The organism is Pseudomonas sp. P7548, from assembly GCF_013386585.1.
In the GTDB taxonomy this organism is placed as follows: Bacteria; Pseudomonadota; Gammaproteobacteria; order Pseudomonadales; family Pseudomonadaceae; genus Aquipseudomonas.
Window position 1 is genome coordinate 1 of record NZ_JACARO010000039.1, and the last position, 17914, is coordinate 17914.

Sequence of the window (17914 nt, forward strand, 5' to 3'; positions counted from 1 at the left end):
CCCGCCGTAAGGGCGGAACCGTAAGCCGCCGTTACTCAAAAAACGGATATGTACCCAAAGCAAGCCCCCAGCCAACCCATTGTCGCCAAAAAACCGCCACAACATTCCCCGGTTTTATTGGGTGCACTTAGCCCAAGTCCCAGCTAATCTGCTCAAACCAAATATCCAATAAAAATGGATGTTTTTTTGACGCCAGGTCAGCAGTCGCCAGGGAGGCCTATGACAAAGGGACGTAGTGGCAGAGACAAGCGCACGCTGCCAGAGGGCACTGCAATGAGGTGGCGCCACACGTTCCAAACCCGCATTGCCGGGGTGCTGGCGCTGTTGCTGCTGGTGGTGGTGGCTGCCACCTACTTCGCGGTCAAGGCCGCCACCGGCCGCGCCGTGGAAAACCAGGCGCAGGTCCAATTGAAAACCGGCAGCCAGGTGTTCGAGCGCCTGCTGGACCTGCGTGGCCGTCGCCTGCAATACGGGCTCGACTGGCTCACCGTCGATGGGCCTTTCAAGCAAGCCGTGGCCGAGGGCAAGACCGTGCCGATCCTCGCGGCGCTGCGTCGGCATGGCACCGGTATCCGTTCCAGCGAAGTGTTTGTGTTGGGCCTCGACGGCAAAGTGGTGGTCAGCACCTTGCCGATGCTCACACGCGGCGATGCGTTCCCCTATGAAGACGCGTTGCGCAAGGCGCGGCGCAGCGGCCTGCAGATGCTGATCGTGGCCATGGACGGCCGCCCGTACTTGCTGGTGCAGGACGAAGTGCTCGACCCGATGCCCATCGCCCGGGTGATCATGGGCTTTCCCATGGACAAGCTGTTTGCCAGCGAATTGCGCTCCATGAGCAACCTGGAAGTGTCCTTCCTCAGTGTGCAGGACGGTCGTCCCGGTCCGCTGTTCAGCACCCAGCCTGACGCCTACCAGGCCACCATCATCAGTACCTTGCGCGATGCGCACCTGAACCCCGAGCCGCAGATCAATCTGTTCTACGGGCAGCGCGTGCTCAGCCAGGTGTTGCCGCTGGCCAATACCGGCGATGGCGACGAAGTGCGGGTGCTGCTGCAAAGCCCGCTGGACCACGCGCTGGAATCCTTTGCGCCGCTGGACCGGCAATTCCTGGGCATAGCGCTGGCGGTGTTGTTGGTGTCCTTGGCGGGGGCATTGTTTTTGGCGCGGCGGGTCTCGCGTCCGCTCAATGCCTTGGTGGACGCGGCCGAGCGCATTGGCGCCGGTGACTATCGGACGCCGGTGCGGGTGCGCAGCCATGATGAATTCGGCCTGCTAGCCCGGGCTTTCAATGCCATGCAAAGTGGTATCGCCGTGCGCGAGCGGCAGTTGGCGCACAACGCCCTGCATGACCCGTTGACCGGGTTGCCCAACCGCGCCCTGGCCATGGAGCGCCTGGGCAGTGCGATCAGCGCGGGCCGCCCGGTGGTGCTGCTGTACCTGGGTATTGAAAACTACCGGGTGATCAACGAAGGCTTCGGCCCCCAGGGTGTGGAAGAAATGCTGCGTGAGGCCAGCCGCTGTCTGTCCATGAGCCTGCTGGCCAGCGACACCGCCGCGCGCATCGCCGGCAGCGAGTTTTTGCTGTTGCTGGAAAACACCGAGATCGATCGCGCCGTGGCCCGTGCTGACCGCCTCTACAGCTTGCTCACCGAGCCCCAGCGCATCGGCAATGATGAGCTGCGCCATGAAGTGAGCATCGGCATCGCCGCTTACCCTGCCGATGGCCAGCAAGTGGAAGAGCTGATCAGCCGCGCCGCCATCGCCCGGCATGATGCGGCGACCTTGCCTGGTTATTTGCAGATTTATCAACAGGACCGCGACCTCGCGCACCAGCGCCAGATCACCTTGATTCGCGACCTGCGCCGCGCCGCCCTCGAAGGTGAGCTTTACCTGTGCTACCAGCCCAAGCTCGATTTGAAGCACGGCCATGTGCGCCAGGCCGAAGCCCTGCTGCGCTGGCAACACCCCACGCTGGGCCTGGTGTCGCCCGCCGAATTCATCCCGCTGGCTGAGCGCACCGGCAGCATGCGCAGCCTGACCCAGTGGGTGATCGAGGAAGCCATCCGGCAGATCGCCGAGTGGGGGCAGCGGGGCATGCATATCCAGCTGTCGGTGAATATTTCGGTGGATGACCTGGCCGACGATGACCTGGCGGTGCGTGTCACTGCACTGCTGATGCAATACGGCGTCATGGCCCAGCAGCTGATTTTCGAGATCACCGAAAGCGCCATCATGCACAACCCGCAACAGGCCCTCAGTGTGTTGGAACAGCTGCGTGGCTGTGGCATCAGCCTGTCGGTAGATGACTTCGGTACCGGCTATTCCTCCCTCGCGCAATTGCAGCGCCTGCCGGTGCAAGAGTTGAAGATCGACCAGTCATTCGTGCGCAACCTCGACAGCACCACCGGCGACGGGGTGATCGTGCGTTCCACCATCGAAATGAGCCACAACCTGGGGCTCAAGGTGGTGGCCGAAGGCGTCGAGTTCGAACCCAGCCTGAAGCTGCTCAAGCAGTGGAAGTGCGACACCGCCCAGGGCTACCTGATCAGCCGGCCATTGAATGCCATGGCGTTCGAGATGTGGATGCGCCGCGAGCGGGTGCCCATCTAGAAAACTGTTTCATCCTCCGCCAACAGCCACTTCAAAACGCCCGATGCGCTGCTTCGGGCGTTTTTCGTTGTAGTGGCCTGTTTGAGGTGCAAATAGAGCGTAAGCGCTTCATTGTGTTACTTGCGGTTGCACTAAAATACTTTGGTTGATTTTTAATCATTTAAATAACTAATTGATATTTATATATTTATTTCTATTAAATAAAAGTTAATCCTACTTGGCTCACCCTTTGCACAACACGCCGATGACGGATCACACTCATTAAAGCAGTGTGTACGCCATATAGTTGTGCCGCAAGAACGCAGGACGCTCGCAGGCGGTGCACCCCTAATCCATAACCCTTTCATGCCAAGGGTAGGCGCTCTGCTGCCCACCTTTAAGGCGCTCTATCGCCCGGAGAAAACCGCTATGTCACGAGTTGAATGGCCTGTGCGCCTGATGTTGCTGGTGAGTGCCACCGTGTTTTGCACTGCGTCACTGGCGGCGGACGATACCCCGTCGCCCAAACCGTTCGGGCACCTGAGTTGGGCCAGTGACGACGGGGCCAAGTCCCTGGATTTTGGCGGCTCGATTCGGCTCAACCATCGCTACGAAGACTGGAAAACCAGCAGCAATGACCCGGCGCGCTTGCTGTTCGACATTGCCCGTTTTGAGGTCAAGGGCAAGTGGGATCAGTTTTACCTGGACGGCGGCTACACCTTCCAGGACCGCAACCGGCGTTCGATCGAGCACGCCCTGGTGGGCTACAAATTCCAGGACGGCGATGACCTGCAACTGGGCATCGTCTACAAGCCGTTTGGCATTTACCCCTACCCGGAAAACGGCTGGACGTTCCATATCCCGTACTTCCTGGGCTATGCCGACAGCGCGGCGCCGGGCCTGAAATACAGCCACCCGTTGGGCGACTGGAACCTGCAGGCGGCGTTCTTTCCGCGCATGATCCCGGCCGACCGGCGCTACACACCGGAAGTCGGCACCTACAGCGACCTCAAGGACAACGCACTGGCCAGCCTGCACGGCCAGGACAATGAAAAGCGCAACCAGCTCGACCTGCGCCTGGCGCGGTCGTGGGGCAGCGATGGTTGGAAGAATGAATCCGGCGTGTCGCTGGCCGGCTCCCAGGTCTATAACGGCACCACCGATCGCAACGGCACCTACTGGGCTGCGGCCGCTCACACCACCTTGAGCAAGGGGCCCTGGAGCGCCCAGTTGATGGGCATTCGCTACCAGTACAACCTGCAGAACCCCGAAGGCGTGAGCGACGCCAGTGTGTTGATGGGCGCCAACGCGGCGAGCCCGGCCTACCTGGTGGCGGCCAAGGGTGATGTCGGGTTGCTGAACATCGGCTACACCGTGGACACGCCGCAGTTGGGCAAGGTCAAGAGCGTCAAGTTCTACAACGACTACAGCGTGCTGCACAAAGACCAGGCGCAATGGAACAGCTCGCAGATGGACACCCTGGGCGTGAAGCTGATGGCGGGGCCGATCATCACCTGGCTGGACCTGACCTGGGGCAAGAACGCCAACCCCTATGGCGGCGCGGAGAACGGCACCGGTTGGACCTCCACCACCTCGTCGGGCAGCAATGAGTGGTACTTCCGCACCAACGTGAACATCGGCTACTACTTCTAGTCGGATTGAAGCGTTGACCCAGGCAACATGACCTGCACATCACCTTGTAGGAGCCGGCCTGCCGGCGATAGCGGTAGGTCAGTGATTGCGTTTGTTCCTGATACACCGCCATCGCTGGCAAGCCAGCTCCTACATTTGATCTGCATCGGGCATGAAAAAAGGCGGCTACCTTCATCAGGTAGCCGCCTTTTTATTACCGCCAGTGAAGCTTAATCCGGCAGCTTGAACGCCATCACGTAGTCACCCTGCTTGGTGCCGAGGGAGCCGTGACCGCCGGCCATGACCAGCACGTACTGCTTGCCGTCCTTGCCGGTGTAGGTCATCGGGGTGGTTTGCGCGCCTGCGGGCAGGCGGCCTTCCCACAGTTGCTTGCCGTTTTTCACGTCGTAGGCACGCAGGTACTGGTCCAGGGTGCCGCTGAGGAATGCCACGCCACCGGCGGTGGTGAACGTACCGCCCAGGCTAGGCACGCCCATGGTCAGCGGGATCGGAACCGGCGAGCTGTCGCGCACGGTGCCGTTCTTGTGCATCCAGATGGTCTGGTGGGTGGTCAGGTCGACCGCTGCCACATAACCCCAGGCTGGTGCCTGGCACGGCAGGCCCATCGGCGACAGCAGCGCTTCGAGGATCACACCGTACGGCGCGCCTTTGTTCGGCTGCACACCTTCGGTTTCGCTCACGCGAGGCCCTTGTTTGGCGATGTCGGCCGCCGGGATCAGTTTCGATTTGAACGCCATGTAGCTCGGGTTCACGAACGCGATCTGGCGAACCGGGTCGACGGAAATACCGCCCCAGTCGAACACACCAAAGTTACCCGGGTAAACGATCGAGCCTTGCAGCGATGGCGGGGTGAACGGGCCGTCATAGCGCATCGACTTGAAGTCGATCCGGCAGATCAGTTGGTCGAACGGGGTCACGCCCCACATGTCGCGTTCCTTCAGGGGCGGCGGCATGAAGTTCAGGTCGGACTTCGGTTGGGTCGGGGCGGTGTGATCGCCGGCCACTGCGCCTTGCGGCACAGGAATTTCGTTGATCGGCACCACCGGTTGGCCGTTGGTACGGTCCAGCACGTAGATGCTGCCTTGCTTGGTCGAGGCCATGACCGCTTGCTTGACACCGTCAGCGGTCTTGATGTCGATCAGGGTTGGCTGGCCGCCCACGTCCATGTCCCACAGGTCATGGTGGGTGAACTGGAAGGTCCATTTCACATGGCCGGTGTCGATGTCCAGGGCGGTCAGGCCGGCGCTGTACTTCTCGGAATCCGGGGTACGGTCGCCACCGTATTGGTCGGGCATCTGGTTGCCCATCGGCAGGTACAGCGTGCCGAGTTTTTCATCCACGGCGAACATGGACCACATGTTCGGCGAGTTGCGGGTGTAGGTCTTGCCCTCGGCCAACGGAGTGGTGTCGTCCGGGTTGCCGCTGTCCCAGTTCCACACCAGCTTGCCGGTGTGCACGTCGAACGCGCGGATCACGCCGCTCGGCTCGTCGGTGGAAACGTTGTCGGTCACGTGGCCGCCGATCACCACCAGGTTCTTGGTCACGGCCGGTGGCGAGGTGGAGTAGTAACCGCCCGGGGCGAAGCTGCCAATGTTGGCACGCAGGTCGACCTGGCCTTTGTCACCGAAGTCTTCGCACATCTTGCCGGTGTCGGCGTCCAGGGCGATCAAGCGGGTGTCGGCCGTCGGCACGAAGATGCGTTTCGGGCACACGGCGCTGACAGGCGTGGCGCTTGCCGAGCCGGTTGGGCTTTGCTCGGAGGCGTACGCCGCATCATCGTGATACGACACGCCACGGCAGGTCATGTGCGCCCAGCCTTTGAAGTTCTGCGCACCTTGGGTGGTGATCTTCGGGTCGAAACGCCAGATTTCCTTGCCGGTGTCCGGGTCCAGGGCAATCACTTGGCTGTGCGGGGTGCACACGTAGAGCATGCCGTTGACCTTCAACGGGGTGTTTTCCGCCGTGGTCTCGCCCGGGTCGTTAGGGCCTGGGATGTCGCCGGTGCGGTAGGTCCAGGCTGGCACCAGTTTGCCGACGTTTTGCGGGGTGATCTGCGCCAGCGGCGAGTAACGATCACCATGGGCCGAACGGCCGTAGGCGTTCCAGTCGCCATCGGCCTGGGTCGGTGCGGCGCTGGCCATGCCCGGCACGGCGTCGCGGTCCAGTTGGCCGGTCTTGACCATTTCACCCGGGTTGGTGAATTGGCTGGCCAGGGCGGTCGCACCGGCCAATACCACGGCGATGCTCAGCGCGCCGGTGCCCAGTGGTGCAGCTTGGGTGCGCAGCAACGGACGGCGGAACCACGGCAGCAACATGACGATGCCTAGGGCGAACAGCAGTGCCAGGCGCGGCACCAACTGCCACCAGTCCAGGCCGACTTCCCACAGTGCCCACACGGTGCTGGCAAACAGCACCAGCGCGTACACGCCCAGCGCAGCGCGGTGGGTGGCCAGCAGCAACAGGCCGGTGAGGGCGATGCCGAGACCGGCCAGCAGGTAGTACAGCGACCCGCCGAGCATGCTCAGCTTGACGCCGCCCGCCAGCAAGGCCAGGCCCATGATCAGCAGCAAGACGCCTAGCAGCCTGGGCAGCAGGCGACTTGGGCTCGAGGCACCATCAGTGCTCATAGTGTGTTTCTCCGTGACGTTGGAATTATGTAACCCCGTGCTTCACTGTAGATGACGATTCGGCGCGGGCTTGGTTCAGCGTTAATTCGGTTTTTCTGGGGACAGCGGGGGTTATCCACAGGCGGGCGATTTATCCCCAGGCGCAGCGGGGTGTAAGACAGCGCTGTCTTTACGAGTAGGAATAATCGGCAAGATGGGGTCGACCGGGAGATGAAACGTTTCAGTTTGTTGCGGGCAAGGATAAAGGGAGAGGGCGCGCAGAGAAAGGGCTAATCGCAAGATGCATCATTTCAGATTTGGTAACAGTGACAGAACGTCGCTGCAAAACCAATGTGGGAGCGGGCTTGCTCGCGAATGCGGTGTGTCAGTCAATGCATGTATGACTGATCCACCGCATTCGCGAGCAAGCCCGCTCCCACAGGGGGACCGCGGTGTGGTTAGAAGGTTGTTCGAATGCCAAATTGCACGCTTCTGCCCGGCGCCGGCGCGATATCGCGCAGGATCGAACTGGCGTAACGCACAGTCTGGTTCGTCAGGTTTTCACCGTTCACAAACGCCAGCCACTGGCTGCCCCCCACGTTGAAGCGATAACCCGCGCTCGCCCCCAATGTGGTGTAGCCGTCGGTGCCACTCTCGTTATCCGGCACACGGCCTTGGCCTGCGGCATGTTCCACGTCGATACGCGCCTGCCAGCGGTCCAGCTCCCACAGCAACCCGCTGTTCAAGCGCAGGGGGGCGATGCGGGGCAAGGCTTCGCCGGTGTCCAGGTTGGTGGCGCGGGTGTAATCGCCCCACAGCTCCAAGGCGAATTTGCCGTAGGCGCTTTCACCTAGCTTCCAGTGATCCTGGGCTTCGAAGCCGGCGAAACGGGCACGCACACCTGAGTATTTGTATTCAGGAATGCCTGCAGCGTCTTCTTCGCCTTCATCGTTCAGCGTGCGGCCGGTGCCCAGCAAGCCGATGTAGTTGGAGAAGCGGCTGTAGAACACGCCAAAGCTGCCCTTGTGGGTGCCATTGTCAAAACGCAGGGCCAGGTCGCTGGACACGGCTTTCTCTTTCGACAGGTTGGCATCGCCCAACTCGTAGGTGCCGGTGGCAACGTGGGCGCCGTTGGCGTACAGCTCGTAGAACGTTGGCGCGCGCTCGGTGTAACCCAGGGTCGCGGCCAGGGACCAGACCGGCGTGAGGGTGTAGACCGCGCCCGACGACAGGCTGCCGGCGGTGAAGTCATTCGATTTGTCGGCACCGGCAAAGCGCGCGTTGCCCTTGGCATCCGGGTCGACCGTGGTGTGTTCCAGGCGCCCGCCCAGGCTGAGCTTCAGGCGTTCGGTAGCCTGCATTTCTTCAAGGATAAACAGCGCACCAGCATTGGTGTCGGTCTGCGGCACGAAGGCCTCTTCGCCCAGCGCCGAGAACTCGTTGCGGGTCACCTGGGCGCCGACCACGCCATCAAACGGGCCGATAGGTTGGTGGCGGGCTTCCACGCGGGCTTCATAGCCTTTGTTCTTGAAGATCGTGCCGGTTTCGCCGCCTTCGATTTCACGGTGCTCGTAGTCGGTGTAGCCCGCGTCGAGTTTCACCGAGGTGAACGGACCTTGCAGGTTGCGGATCTCCGAGGCAAAGGCGTAGTGATCCTGCTTCATGCGGATGCGCACATCCTGCTCGGCGGGGGAGCCGTAGTTGCTGTCGTAGTTGCTGTAGGACAGCCCGGCATAACCGTCGTCCCAGGTGTAGGAACCGCCCACCGCGCCGCCGTCCTGGCGACCGTCGCTGTTGCCCAGGCGACCGTTTTTGCCGGGGCCGTCTTCGCTCTCGGGCGCATGGCGGCTGCGGGCGTAGCCGGGGATTTTCAGGTCGTTGAATTCCCGCGCGTTGGCGTCCAGGTGCAAGGCGAAGGTGCCGTTGCCGGCTTCCAGTTTGCCGGCGCTGCTGCGGGTGGTGTCGGCGCCGCCGTAACGCAACTCACCGGCACCGTGGATGCCTTCGATGGCTTCGGTGGGGATGCGGTTGTCGAAGGTGTTGACCACGCCGCCGATGGCACTGCCGCCGTACAACAAGGCCGCCGGGCCGCGCACGATTTCGATGCGGTCGACGTTGACCGGGTCCAGCGGCACGGCGTGGTCGTAGGACAGCGACGAAGCGTCCAGCGCACCCACGCCGTTACGCAGCAGGCGGATGCGGTCGCCGTCCTGGCCACGGATGATCGGCCGGCTGGCGCCCGGGCCGAAGTACGAAGAGGACACGCCAGGCTGCTTGTTGAGGGTTTCGCCGAGGCTGCCTTTTTGTTGCAGGGTCAGGTCATCGCCTTCCAGCACGGTGGTCGGCGAGGCGAGTTGCTCGCTGCCCAGCGGGTTGCCAGTGATGACTTGGGGTTGCAGTTCCAGGGCCTGGGTATGAGAGCTGATCAACAGGGCGGCGGCAAGCGGGGACAAGCGCCACAGGGAGGAGAGGGACATCGGGACATTCCTTGGCAAATCGGCAAAAAGAGAAGGCTTAAAACGGTTTCGAGCGCGTTACTTTTCATAACAATCTGATAAGTATCGTTACAATATAACATCTCTTTTTTCGCTGAAAAGGGGAACTTTTCCCAAGGGTCTATATTCAATGGGGTGCTTCCCCCTGTACGCCCCGTCGGCTAAGGTGCGCGGCTGTATTTCCTCTTATTGCAAAAGGCCCGGCATGACCGCGACAAGCAACGACCCTCTTCACGGCGTGACCCTGCAGCACGTGCTCACCACCCTGGTGGAACACTACGAATGGTCGGGGCTGGCCGAGCGCATTGATATTCGCTGCTTCAAGAGCGATCCGAGCATCAAGTCGAGCCTGACCTTCCTGCGCAAGACCCCTTGGGCGCGGGAGAAGGTCGAAGGGCTGTACGTCAAGCTGATGCGCACCAAACGCCCGCTGGACTGAGCCCATGAAGCGGTTCGTGGCGGCTGCGGCGCTGGCCGGTTGGGTGGGGTTGGCGATCCAGCAATACCTGATCTTCTATTCACGCTGGACCAGCGGCGCCAGCCTGCTGGGCGGGCTGATCAACTTTTTCAGTTTCTTCACGGTACTGACCAACACCTTGGTGGTGGTGGTGCTGAGCTATGCGCTGGTGGATCGCGATTCAGCGGCGAAGCGCTTTTTTCTCGCCCCCAGGACCAGCAGTGGCATCGCCGTGAGCATCGTGGTGGTGAGCCTGGCCTACAACCTGTTGCTGCGGCATTTGTGGCAGCCCGAAGGCTTCCAGTTCATCGCCGACGAATTGCTCCACGACGTGATGCCGGTGCTGTTTTTACTCTACTGGTGGCGCTGCGTGCCCAAGGGCACCTTGCTGCTCAGGCACATCGGCGCCTGGGTGCTCTACCCGTTGGTGTACTTCGCGTATGTGCTGCTGCGGGGGCATTTGCTCGGGCAGTATCAGTACCCGTTCATTGATGTGGACACCTTGGGTTATCCACAGGTGTTCGTGAATGCCGGGCAGATTTTGGCGGGATTTGTGGGGATTGCGGTGGCGGTGGTGGGGCTGGATCGAGCTCTAAAACCTACACTGTAGGAGCCGGCTTGCCGGCGATCTCGGTGTGTCAGGTATACCGCCATCGCCGGCAAGCCGGCTCCTACAGGTCAGAGGTCAGGCCTGCCAGTAGCCCACGGCCTTGAGGTAGTCCTCATTGACCTTGTGGGTGTCCAGCAACACACGCCGGACCTGGCGCGACACCTTGGTTTCGGTGGCCACGAAGCTGTACAGCGACCCCCCCGGCAGCGTCAGCTTCTGCACGGTGTCCAGCAGGTCGTCCTGACCGCGAATCACCCAGATCACGTCCACATCGGCAGCGCTGCGCAGCGCCTGTTTTTCCGCCGCATTGGCGATCTCAATCACCGCCAATACAGTGCGCCCAGCGGGCAACTCTTCCAGGCGTCGGGCGATGGCGGGCAGGGCGGTTTCATCGCCGATCAGCAGGTAGCTGTCGAAGATATCCGGCACGATCATCGAACCCCGTGGCCCGCCGATGTACAGGTGCTGGCCGATCTGCACCTGGTCAGCCCAGGTGGACGCAGGGCCATCGCCGTGCAGCACGAAGTCGATGTCCAGCTCGCCGATGCTCAGGTCGTAGCGTCGGGGCGTGTAGTCGCGCATCGGCGGTTGTGGGCCGTCGCCCTTGATGGTGAAGGTCGGGCTTTCCAGGGCGGCCTGTTCCTCGGCGTTCTGCGGGAACAGCAGCTTGATGTGATCGTCGCTGCCCAGGCTGACAAACCCCGCCAGTTCCGGCCCGCCCAGGGTGATGCGGCGCATGCGTGGGGTGATGTCGACCACCCGCAGGACTTCGAGGCGGCGGCGTTTGATTTCGTGGGTCACGCGGTGGATGACTTGCGTATTCATTGGTCTTTCCCGTCGGCAATGGCTTGAGCGGTGCGATTGAGTAGCGCCGCGACACGAACGATTTCTTCCGGGCTCCAGCGCCCGTGGTGCGAGTGCAGGGCATGACGCAGGTTGTGCACCGCCTCGTGGATTTCCGGCGGCCGGTCATGGCCGCGCAACGAGCGTTTGCTCACATCGATGCGCATGCGCACGCCGTCCAGGGCCACCTGTTGCTCGCTTAAGAAGAGACGACCGGCGTCGGTGATTGTGTAGCGTTTTTTTCCGCCTTCGGCGTCGCCCTGGATCAAGTCGCTTTCTTCCAGGAAGGTCAGCGTGGGGTAGATCACGCCGGGGCTGGGGGTGTAGGCGCCGTCGAACAGGCTTTCGATGCGGCGGATCAGGTCATAGCCGTGGCAGGGCTGCTCGGCGATCAGCGCCGGCAGCAGCAGTTTCAGATCGCCGGGTGCAAATACCCGGGGGCCGCGACCGCGGCCGGCGCGCGGGTCAAAGCCGTCGCGCTGGTGAGGATGGTCTCGCATGGGTAGGCGCCTCTGTGTGTGTCTAGATATAACGTAAGATATATCTTAAAAAGCATGCAAGCGCTTCCGACAGGCGGTCAACCTCCGCGAACGACGCCACAAGGTCAGCAACCTGTGTTCTAGAGTAACGACTCAAGTGGGTTATCAAGTTGTTTTGGCCGTGCAAACATTATTGTTTTTTAATGGGTGTAATCCTATTCTTACGGATATATTCGGCACTAAAACATTCTCATTAATTAACATGTAGGGTGTGTCTTACGGCTAATTTTTAAGTTTTGGCAAAGTGCTATCTTTTTCCTCTGTGTTGTACTGATCTATGGCTACGCCATAAATGGAAACAACTGGCTTACTTTCATTTTTTTGAACTCGATACTTGTCTGGCGTTGAACAAGCCTCCGGTTTGCAATGCAAATAGTTGGAAAAACACGGTGTTTTTCAACGCTTCTAAGAACCCCTTTTAGATGACAGGTATCAACCATGTTCAAGAAACTTGCCACCGCGGTCCCGTTTGTTGCGGTCGCCCTGAGCTCCCCCCTGGCAATGGCTGCCGATGATGCGCGTTCGTCGATCAACATCAGGGCCAACATTCCGACCAAGCAGTTCCATACACAGCCTCGGGACCCGAACTTCGGTAAAGACGAAACCATGAGCTACAACCCTGTCAGCGGTGAACTCAGTTCGCTGCGGGCAACCTTCGATGTGAAAAACACCGACGGTTCGGTGCATGCCTACATCGAAGGCGGCCCGACTTCCGCTGCGCTCTATAACGGTTCGGACAGCATTGCCCTGACCAACACCTTCAATGGCGTCACCCTCACTGCCACCCCGCAGGAAGTGGTCGATGACCCTCAATCCACTCCAGGCACCCAGGCCGACCTGGTGATCACCCCGGCCCGCCCGGCCGACACTCAGAACGGCCTCTACACCGCCAGCTACACAGTGATCTTCGACGCTGTGCCGCGCGTTACCCCGTAACGCTGGTGTCATCCCCTTGGTCGCCATGACCAAGGGGCTTGAAAGGACAGGCCGGCATTTTCCTCCCTGAACGCCGGCCTGGTTCAGTCCGTACTGACGAGTATTCCGTCCATGTTTTCGATGACGCCAATTGCGGGCGCGCTTGCGCTGTTGCTGTGCGCCAGTGCCCTGGCCGCACCGGTGGCGCCCCATACTTCGCCGGGCAACCTGTTGTCCCAGTCCCAAGGCCTGCCGGATGATTTTGAACAGCACTTTTTTGATGTGCCACTGGCCGTACGAGTTGAACTGGACCAACAGTTTCTTGGCGAAGCCATGATTGTATTGAGTCGCGATGATCGCATTACCCTGCTGGAGTTCAACGATATCGGCGACAGCCCGGTATCGGCCAGCACGCGCGCCACCTGGGAGCAACTTCTGCAATCTGGCATGCCATTGGGCAGTTGCCAGCAAAGTTGTCCGCAGCAACTGTTGGCCATTCACTACAATCTGGAAAATTCCCAGGTTTCCATCCTCACCGAAAACGTCGAGCGCAACGCGCACGTCAAACAGTTTTATGACCAGCCTGAGTCCGGCAGCCTCGGTCTGATCGTCAATAACCAACTCAACCTCACCGGTGGCCAGAACGAGGAAGTTGGCGGGCGTTTCGGCCTTGAGGCCAGCTCCAGCCTTGGCAACTGGACCCAGGCGATGAACCTGCAGTTGTCCCGCGTGGGCGGCACCGACACCACGCTGTACCACGCCATGCACGAGCTCTACACCCAGCGCGAACTGGAGGGCAACTTCGTGCGCCTGGGCTATTTCACCCCAGGTGCCAACGGTCTTACCCGGCAGATCCGTACCTTTGGCGTCAACCCCGACACGGCGGTGGGGCTCATGTACGGCAGCTCCGACAGCCTGCTGATCAACAATCCCAAGCCCAGCGTGTACCCGGTGTACGTCACTGCCAGCCGCCAGGCCTCGGTGGAGATCTACCGTGCCGGCCTGCTGATCAATACCCAACCGGTCGCCGCCGGCCTGCAAACCCTTGACACCCGGCCCCTGCCCGGTGGCATCTACGAAGTGGAAGTGCGCCTGATCGAAGACGGCCTCACCACCTCCACCACCCAGGAGCTCATCTACAAACCCAACAACTGGCGCAATGCCGACGAGCGCTGGCGCTACAACACCTTCATCGGGCAAGAGACCAAGCTGCTGAGCAACTGGGACGAGCAGTCCAGCGGCTTCATGACCTATGGCGCCGGCCTCAACTACCTGGCGCACCCCCGGGTGATCCTTGGCGTCTCGACCCGCAAGGTGCGCGAACAAATGCAGTACGGCACCTCCATCGACTGGACCCTGGGCAACAGCCTCAGCCTCTATGCCAACCTTTACCAGACCCAGGACCACGGCACCGGCGTGGACCTGCAAACCCTGTACAGCTATGGCGTTGGCAGTGTGGTGTTCAGCCACAATCGCAGCTGGCTCGACACCACGCGCACCTACGAGCTGCTGCCCGACGGTACACGCATCCGCCAGCGCAACGTGTTCATCGGCCAGGCCAGCAACACTTCGCTATCGTTCAACCATCGCTTGAGCAACAAGAGCTCGATCAACTCGCGGCTGGCCTACAGCCAGGGCAACCTTCAAGGTTTCGGCCTGGATGTGGGGTGGACCGAGCGCGGCACCTTGTTGGGCAGCGACGCCAACTGGCGCCTGTCGCTGTTTGATCGGCCCGCCACTGCCAGCACCGGCGACAACCGCAACCGTGGCATCGACCTCAGCGTCAGCGTGGCCCTTGGCTCACCGCGCGAGCAGTGGGCCGCCAGCATCGGCACCCGTACCGCACGCGACGGCAGCCGCGATCACAACGGCTCGCTCACCTACACCAAGACCCTCGACGACCACCTGCTGCAAAGCGTTTCGGGCACCGCGATTGCCGACACCTACGGCGTGGGCCTGTCGGGCCGTGCGAGCTTCCAGAATGACGCGCTCTACGGCGACACTTACGTGCAACGGTCCTCGTTCAACGGTCGCCTGTCCGGTGGGCTGAACCTGGCCAGTACCGTGGCCGTCGGTGGCAGCGCCGCGGTCCTCAGCAGCCAACCCCAGGGCGGCGGGGCGGGGATGATCGTCGATGTGGACACCGACCTCGACGACATCAGCCTGCGTGCCGACGACCTCACCGGCGGCAGTTCACGCCTGCGACCGGGGCGCAACTTCGTGCCGATCACCGCCTACAAGAGCAGCACCCTGGCCTTCGACTTCGACGGTAACCACCCGCCGGCCGCCAGCATCCAGCCGGCGCGCAGCAACTACCACCTGAACAAGGGCGGGGTGGCGTACCGCAAGATCAGCGTGATGAAAACCGTGACGGTGCTCGGGCGCCTGATTGACGAAAAAGGCCAGCCGCTCAGAGGTCACCACGTAATCAACCATGCCAGCCGTGCGGTCAGTGAGGTGGACGGCTTTTTCTCCATGGAAATGACTTCCGGCGCGCCGACCCTGGAGGTGCGCCATGCCAATCAACTGATGTGCCAGTTCCGCCTGGATCCGGGTCATGTCCAGCAGGAAAGCGATGTGTTGATGATCGGGGATTTACGGTGCACGCCGGACACCTTGGCGCAAGGCCGCTCCACTCTGGCTGCGGCGGGTTGAACCATATGGGAACGCTAATGAACGTAATCACCGCCTTACGGGGCGCACGCAAAACCAAATTGTGGGTGCTGGCGTTGTGGGCCAGCCTGGCGGCTGAAAGTGTCCCGGCAGTCACCCAAGACATTACTGCTGTTTTTCGTCCGGACCCCAGCAACCCAACGGTCAACACGTTCGTCAATACCACGCCGCAATCCGGTATCTGTCCCTGGCATATTCCGACGTATTGTCAGGCGAACGGTTTATTCACTATCCGGACCTATGATTTGAGGGCCGTTGCCAATGCGCCGATCCGCGCCTTTCACACCGACCCGCGCCAGGGCGCCATGTGGAAACTGCCGACTCATTGGCGCGAGGTGGTGGTCACCCATGCCGAGACTGGGCGAAGCGAAATCGTGCAGATGCGTTTGGCCGGGTTCGGGCACCGCTGGGATGCGGTGCCTAGAGCCAGTGTGTTCAATAACCCGGTGAATGCCAATAACTGGTGGAGCAACTGGACCAATGCGCCTAGCCCTTGCCAAGGGGTTAACTACAGCGCAACCAATGGCTACTACATGGTTTTTTTCTGGCTTTTTCCCGAAAACGCCGGGGTCTGCAATCGAATACCGTCCGAAGAAATCCAGCGTTTCTCTTTCGCTCATACCGAATACGCCTATGCGATTAAAACCCCCAACCCGCTCTCCATGGCCGCCGGCGAATACACCGGCTCCATGGTCTACACGGTCGGCCCGGGGGCGGACATAGATTTTGGCGACGTGATGATCCCCAACGACAACATCCTGGCCTTCAACTTCACCCTGAGTGTTGATCACCAGTTAAAAGTCGAGGTGCCACCTGGCGGCAACGGCATCCAGCTCGAGCCACAAGAGGGCTGGCAAGCCTGGCTGAATACGGGGCGCAAACCCTCACGACTGTTCCGCGACCAGACCGTGAACCTGTGGGCCAGCTCCCAATTCAAGATGACCCTGGAATGCGCGGAGCCCATGGGCAACACCTGCAGCATGCGCAACCCGGCCGGTCATCAGGTGCCGTTCCACGTTGCTGTCAGCCTGCCGCCGGGGCTCAGGGACGGGAGCGGGCTCCCGGTCAATCGGTTGCCCTTGCGGCTGGACGGCAGCGGTACCGAGCGGTTCGAACCCTCGATGTTTATCGACCGCAAGCCCAGCACCCTGCATTTCGAAGTCAAGGCCGACGCCGTCGAGCAAATGCTTGAGCAACCCGGTAGCACCTACTCGGGGACGGCCACCGTGGTGTGGGACTCGGAAGTCTGAAGCGCTTATTTAACGAGGTTAAGTGTATGAAACGTTTATTGATGCTGTGCGCGCTGTCGCTGTTCTCCCTCGGTGCCCTGGCTGGCCCGCAGATTAATGTGGGGGTGGTGTACGACTACCTCGGCGGTGACAAAAGTACCTACATGAAACGGGTGTTCAACGGCGGCACGTCCACGGCCTTCGTCAAGGTCAATATCCTCGAAATGATCTACGACGAAGACGGCACCTACCGTGAGGTGCCCCTGCAAAACCAGGCGGGCGCCGCAGCCCGCGACGGTTTGATGGCCAGCCCCGCGCGCCTGATCGTGCCGGCCAACGGCACCCAGGGCACGCGTTTGCTGTTCATGGGCAACCGTGACAAGGAGCGTTACTTCCGCGTGCGTTTTGTACCGGTGGTGCCCCAGGCCGAGGACGACTTTGCCGTCACCGCCGCAGAGCGCGACGACTACAAGGACAGCCTGGCAGCCGGCGTGCGTGTGCTGGCCGGCTACGGCACGGTATTTTTCGTGCGGCCGAAAAACACCCGGTTCGATACCGCGATCAAGGACGACGGCACACGCTACACCCTCAACAACAACGGCAACAGCGTGGTGGTGATCGACGAGTTCAAGGACTGTGCCGCCGCTTCCCCACAAGAGTGCCGACCAACGTTGCGTCATCACATTCGCGCCGGCCATTCCTACGGGTTCGACAAGCAGCCGGGGCGCGAATACCGCTTCAGCCTGATCGAAGGCGGCGAAACCAGGAAAGTCGAGGTCAAGGGGTGAGTCTCTGGCCTATCGCGAAAGGTGAACCTATGTACAAGTTTATCGTGCTGGTGATGGTGATCATCCTGCTGGGGGTCTCGATTGCCGAGGTAGAAGCGGCCGTCGAGCGCGAGACCTTCGAGGTGTCCGTGACCATCCCCACCGCTGACTTCTATGTGCTGCCGGTGGACCCGCAACTGGTGCAGCGTGAGCAGGTGCTGGCCTACAACCCGGTCAGCTCGCAGCTGGCCACCCTGCGTGCGGCGTTCGATGTGAAAAACGTCGGCGGCGCCATCGGGGCACGACTGGATCAGGAGGCTTACCTGTTCAATGGCACCGATCGATTGGACTTGCGTGTGACCTTCAATGACGTAGTGCTCGGCCTGGTTCAAAGCGAAGTGGTGTCCACCGCCGAGGCTCGTCCCGGCAAGCGGGTGGTCCTGGAAATCGCCGCCATCAAGCCGGTGGATGACTACGGGCCCGGACACTATTTCGGCACCGTGCACATGGTGTTCGATGCGCTTGCCCCGTGAGCGGA

At 61.3% G+C, this 17914-nt stretch carries 13 protein-coding genes; 9 read left to right on the forward strand and 4 right to left on the reverse strand.

Annotation, left to right across the window (positions count from 1 at the left end; translation table 11 throughout):
- Positions 1–273 precede the first annotated feature (273 nt).
- The gene (locus HX803_RS17005) at positions 274–2610 is read left to right on the forward strand and encodes a bifunctional diguanylate cyclase/phosphodiesterase (protein WP_178921978.1); all 2337 of its coding nucleotides are present in this window, start codon (positions 274–276) and stop codon (positions 2608–2610) included.
- 408 nt (positions 2611–3018) lie between these two features.
- Positions 3019–4242: a hypothetical protein gene (locus HX803_RS17010; RefSeq protein WP_178921980.1), complete on the forward strand. Its 1224-nt coding sequence runs from the start codon at positions 3019–3021 to the stop codon at positions 4240–4242.
- 209 nt (positions 4243–4451) lie between these two features.
- Here HX803_RS17010 and HX803_RS17015 read toward each other — a convergent pair whose 3' ends face one another.
- A complete protein-coding gene (locus HX803_RS17015; RefSeq protein WP_178921982.1) occupies positions 4452–6869 on the reverse strand; it encodes a glucose/quinate/shikimate family membrane-bound PQQ-dependent dehydrogenase in 2418 nt (805 codons plus the stop codon).
- A 437-nt stretch (positions 6870–7306) separates the two neighbouring features.
- The gene (locus tag HX803_RS17020) at positions 7307–9325 is read right to left on the reverse strand and encodes a TonB-dependent receptor (protein ID WP_178921984.1); all 2019 of its coding nucleotides are present in this window, start codon (positions 9323–9325) and stop codon (positions 7307–7309) included.
- A gap of 223 nt (positions 9326–9548) precedes the next feature.
- Between HX803_RS17020 and HX803_RS17025 the strand changes: the two genes are divergently transcribed.
- Together HX803_RS17025 and HX803_RS17030 are read left to right on the forward strand one after the other, a co-directional pair.
- On the forward strand, positions 9549–9782 hold the full coding sequence (locus HX803_RS17025; protein WP_003188882.1) for a VF530 family DNA-binding protein: 234 nt from the start codon (positions 9549–9551) through the stop codon (positions 9780–9782).
- A 4-nt stretch (positions 9783–9786) separates the two neighbouring features.
- A complete protein-coding gene (locus HX803_RS17030) occupies positions 9787–10410 on the forward strand; it encodes a Pr6Pr family membrane protein (protein ID WP_178921986.1) in 624 nt (207 codons plus the stop codon).
- Positions 10411–10485: 75 nt separating this feature from the next.
- Here the strand turns inward: HX803_RS17030 and HX803_RS17035 are convergent, their stop codons facing one another.
- Positions 10486–11235, reverse strand: a complete 750-nt coding sequence (locus tag HX803_RS17035) for a siderophore-interacting protein (RefSeq protein WP_178921988.1) — start codon at positions 11233–11235, stop codon at positions 10486–10488.
- Positions 11232–11753 (reverse strand): PadR family transcriptional regulator, encoded by a 522-nt coding sequence (locus HX803_RS17040; protein ID WP_178921990.1) that lies wholly within the window; start codon positions 11751–11753, stop codon positions 11232–11234. Before HX803_RS17040 ends, HX803_RS17035 begins: the two co-directional genes overlap by 4 nt.
- A gap of 477 nt (positions 11754–12230) precedes the next feature.
- Between HX803_RS17040 and HX803_RS17045 the strand changes: the two genes are divergently transcribed.
- The 5 genes from HX803_RS17045 (at position 12231) to HX803_RS17065 (ending at position 17909) form a co-directional block, all read left to right on the forward strand.
- The gene (locus HX803_RS17045; RefSeq protein ID WP_178921992.1) at positions 12231–12728 is read left to right on the forward strand and encodes a CS1 type fimbrial major subunit; all 498 of its coding nucleotides are present in this window, start codon (positions 12231–12233) and stop codon (positions 12726–12728) included.
- 111 nt (positions 12729–12839) lie between these two features.
- Complete coding sequence (locus HX803_RS17050; protein ID WP_178921994.1) at positions 12840–15362, forward strand: CS1-pili formation C-terminal domain-containing protein; 2523 nt, start codon at positions 12840–12842, stop codon at positions 15360–15362.
- A gap of 17 nt (positions 15363–15379) precedes the next feature.
- Positions 15380–16630, forward strand: a complete 1251-nt coding sequence (locus tag HX803_RS17055) for a hypothetical protein (RefSeq protein ID WP_218647086.1) — start codon at positions 15380–15382, stop codon at positions 16628–16630.
- Between the two features lie 26 nt (positions 16631–16656).
- Positions 16657–17397 carry a molecular chaperone gene (locus HX803_RS17060; RefSeq protein WP_178921996.1) on the forward strand — a complete coding sequence of 247 codons (741 nt, stop codon included), beginning with the start codon at positions 16657–16659 and terminating at the stop codon, positions 17395–17397.
- Positions 17398–17426: 29 nt separating this feature from the next.
- Entirely contained in the window at positions 17427–17909 is a 483-nt protein-coding gene (locus HX803_RS17065; RefSeq protein WP_178921998.1) for a CS1 type fimbrial major subunit, read from the forward strand.
- Positions 17910–17914 lie beyond the last annotated feature (5 nt).

What these genes read in the sequence shown, in the direction of transcription:
- HX803_RS17005 (WP_178921978.1), top strand. Translation starts at nt 274, where the DNA reads ATGAGGTGGCGCCACACGTTCCAAACCCGCATTGCCGGGGTGCTGGCG.
- HX803_RS17010 (WP_178921980.1), top strand. Translation starts at nt 3,019, where the DNA reads ATGTCACGAGTTGAATGGCCTGTGCGCCTGATGTTGCTGGTGAGTGCC.
- HX803_RS17015 (WP_178921982.1), bottom strand. Translation starts at nt 6,869, where the DNA reads ATGAGCACTGATGGTGCCTCGAGCCCAAGTCGCCTGCTGCCCAGGCTG.
- HX803_RS17020 (WP_178921984.1), bottom strand. Translation starts at nt 9,325, where the DNA reads ATGTCCCTCTCCTCCCTGTGGCGCTTGTCCCCGCTTGCCGCCGCCCTG.
- HX803_RS17025 (WP_003188882.1), top strand. Translation starts at nt 9,549, where the DNA reads ATGACCGCGACAAGCAACGACCCTCTTCACGGCGTGACCCTGCAGCAC.
- HX803_RS17030 (WP_178921986.1), top strand. Translation starts at nt 9,787, where the DNA reads ATGAAGCGGTTCGTGGCGGCTGCGGCGCTGGCCGGTTGGGTGGGGTTG.
- HX803_RS17035 (WP_178921988.1), bottom strand. Translation starts at nt 11,235, where the DNA reads ATGAATACGCAAGTCATCCACCGCGTGACCCACGAAATCAAACGCCGC.
- HX803_RS17040 (WP_178921990.1), bottom strand. Translation starts at nt 11,753, where the DNA reads ATGCGAGACCATCCTCACCAGCGCGACGGCTTTGACCCGCGCGCCGGC.
- HX803_RS17045 (WP_178921992.1), top strand. Translation starts at nt 12,231, where the DNA reads ATGTTCAAGAAACTTGCCACCGCGGTCCCGTTTGTTGCGGTCGCCCTG.
- HX803_RS17050 (WP_178921994.1), top strand. Translation starts at nt 12,840, where the DNA reads ATGTTTTCGATGACGCCAATTGCGGGCGCGCTTGCGCTGTTGCTGTGC.
- HX803_RS17055 (WP_218647086.1), top strand. Translation starts at nt 15,380, where the DNA reads ATGAACGTAATCACCGCCTTACGGGGCGCACGCAAAACCAAATTGTGG.
- HX803_RS17060 (WP_178921996.1), top strand. Translation starts at nt 16,657, where the DNA reads ATGAAACGTTTATTGATGCTGTGCGCGCTGTCGCTGTTCTCCCTCGGT.
- HX803_RS17065 (WP_178921998.1), top strand. Translation starts at nt 17,427, where the DNA reads ATGTACAAGTTTATCGTGCTGGTGATGGTGATCATCCTGCTGGGGGTC.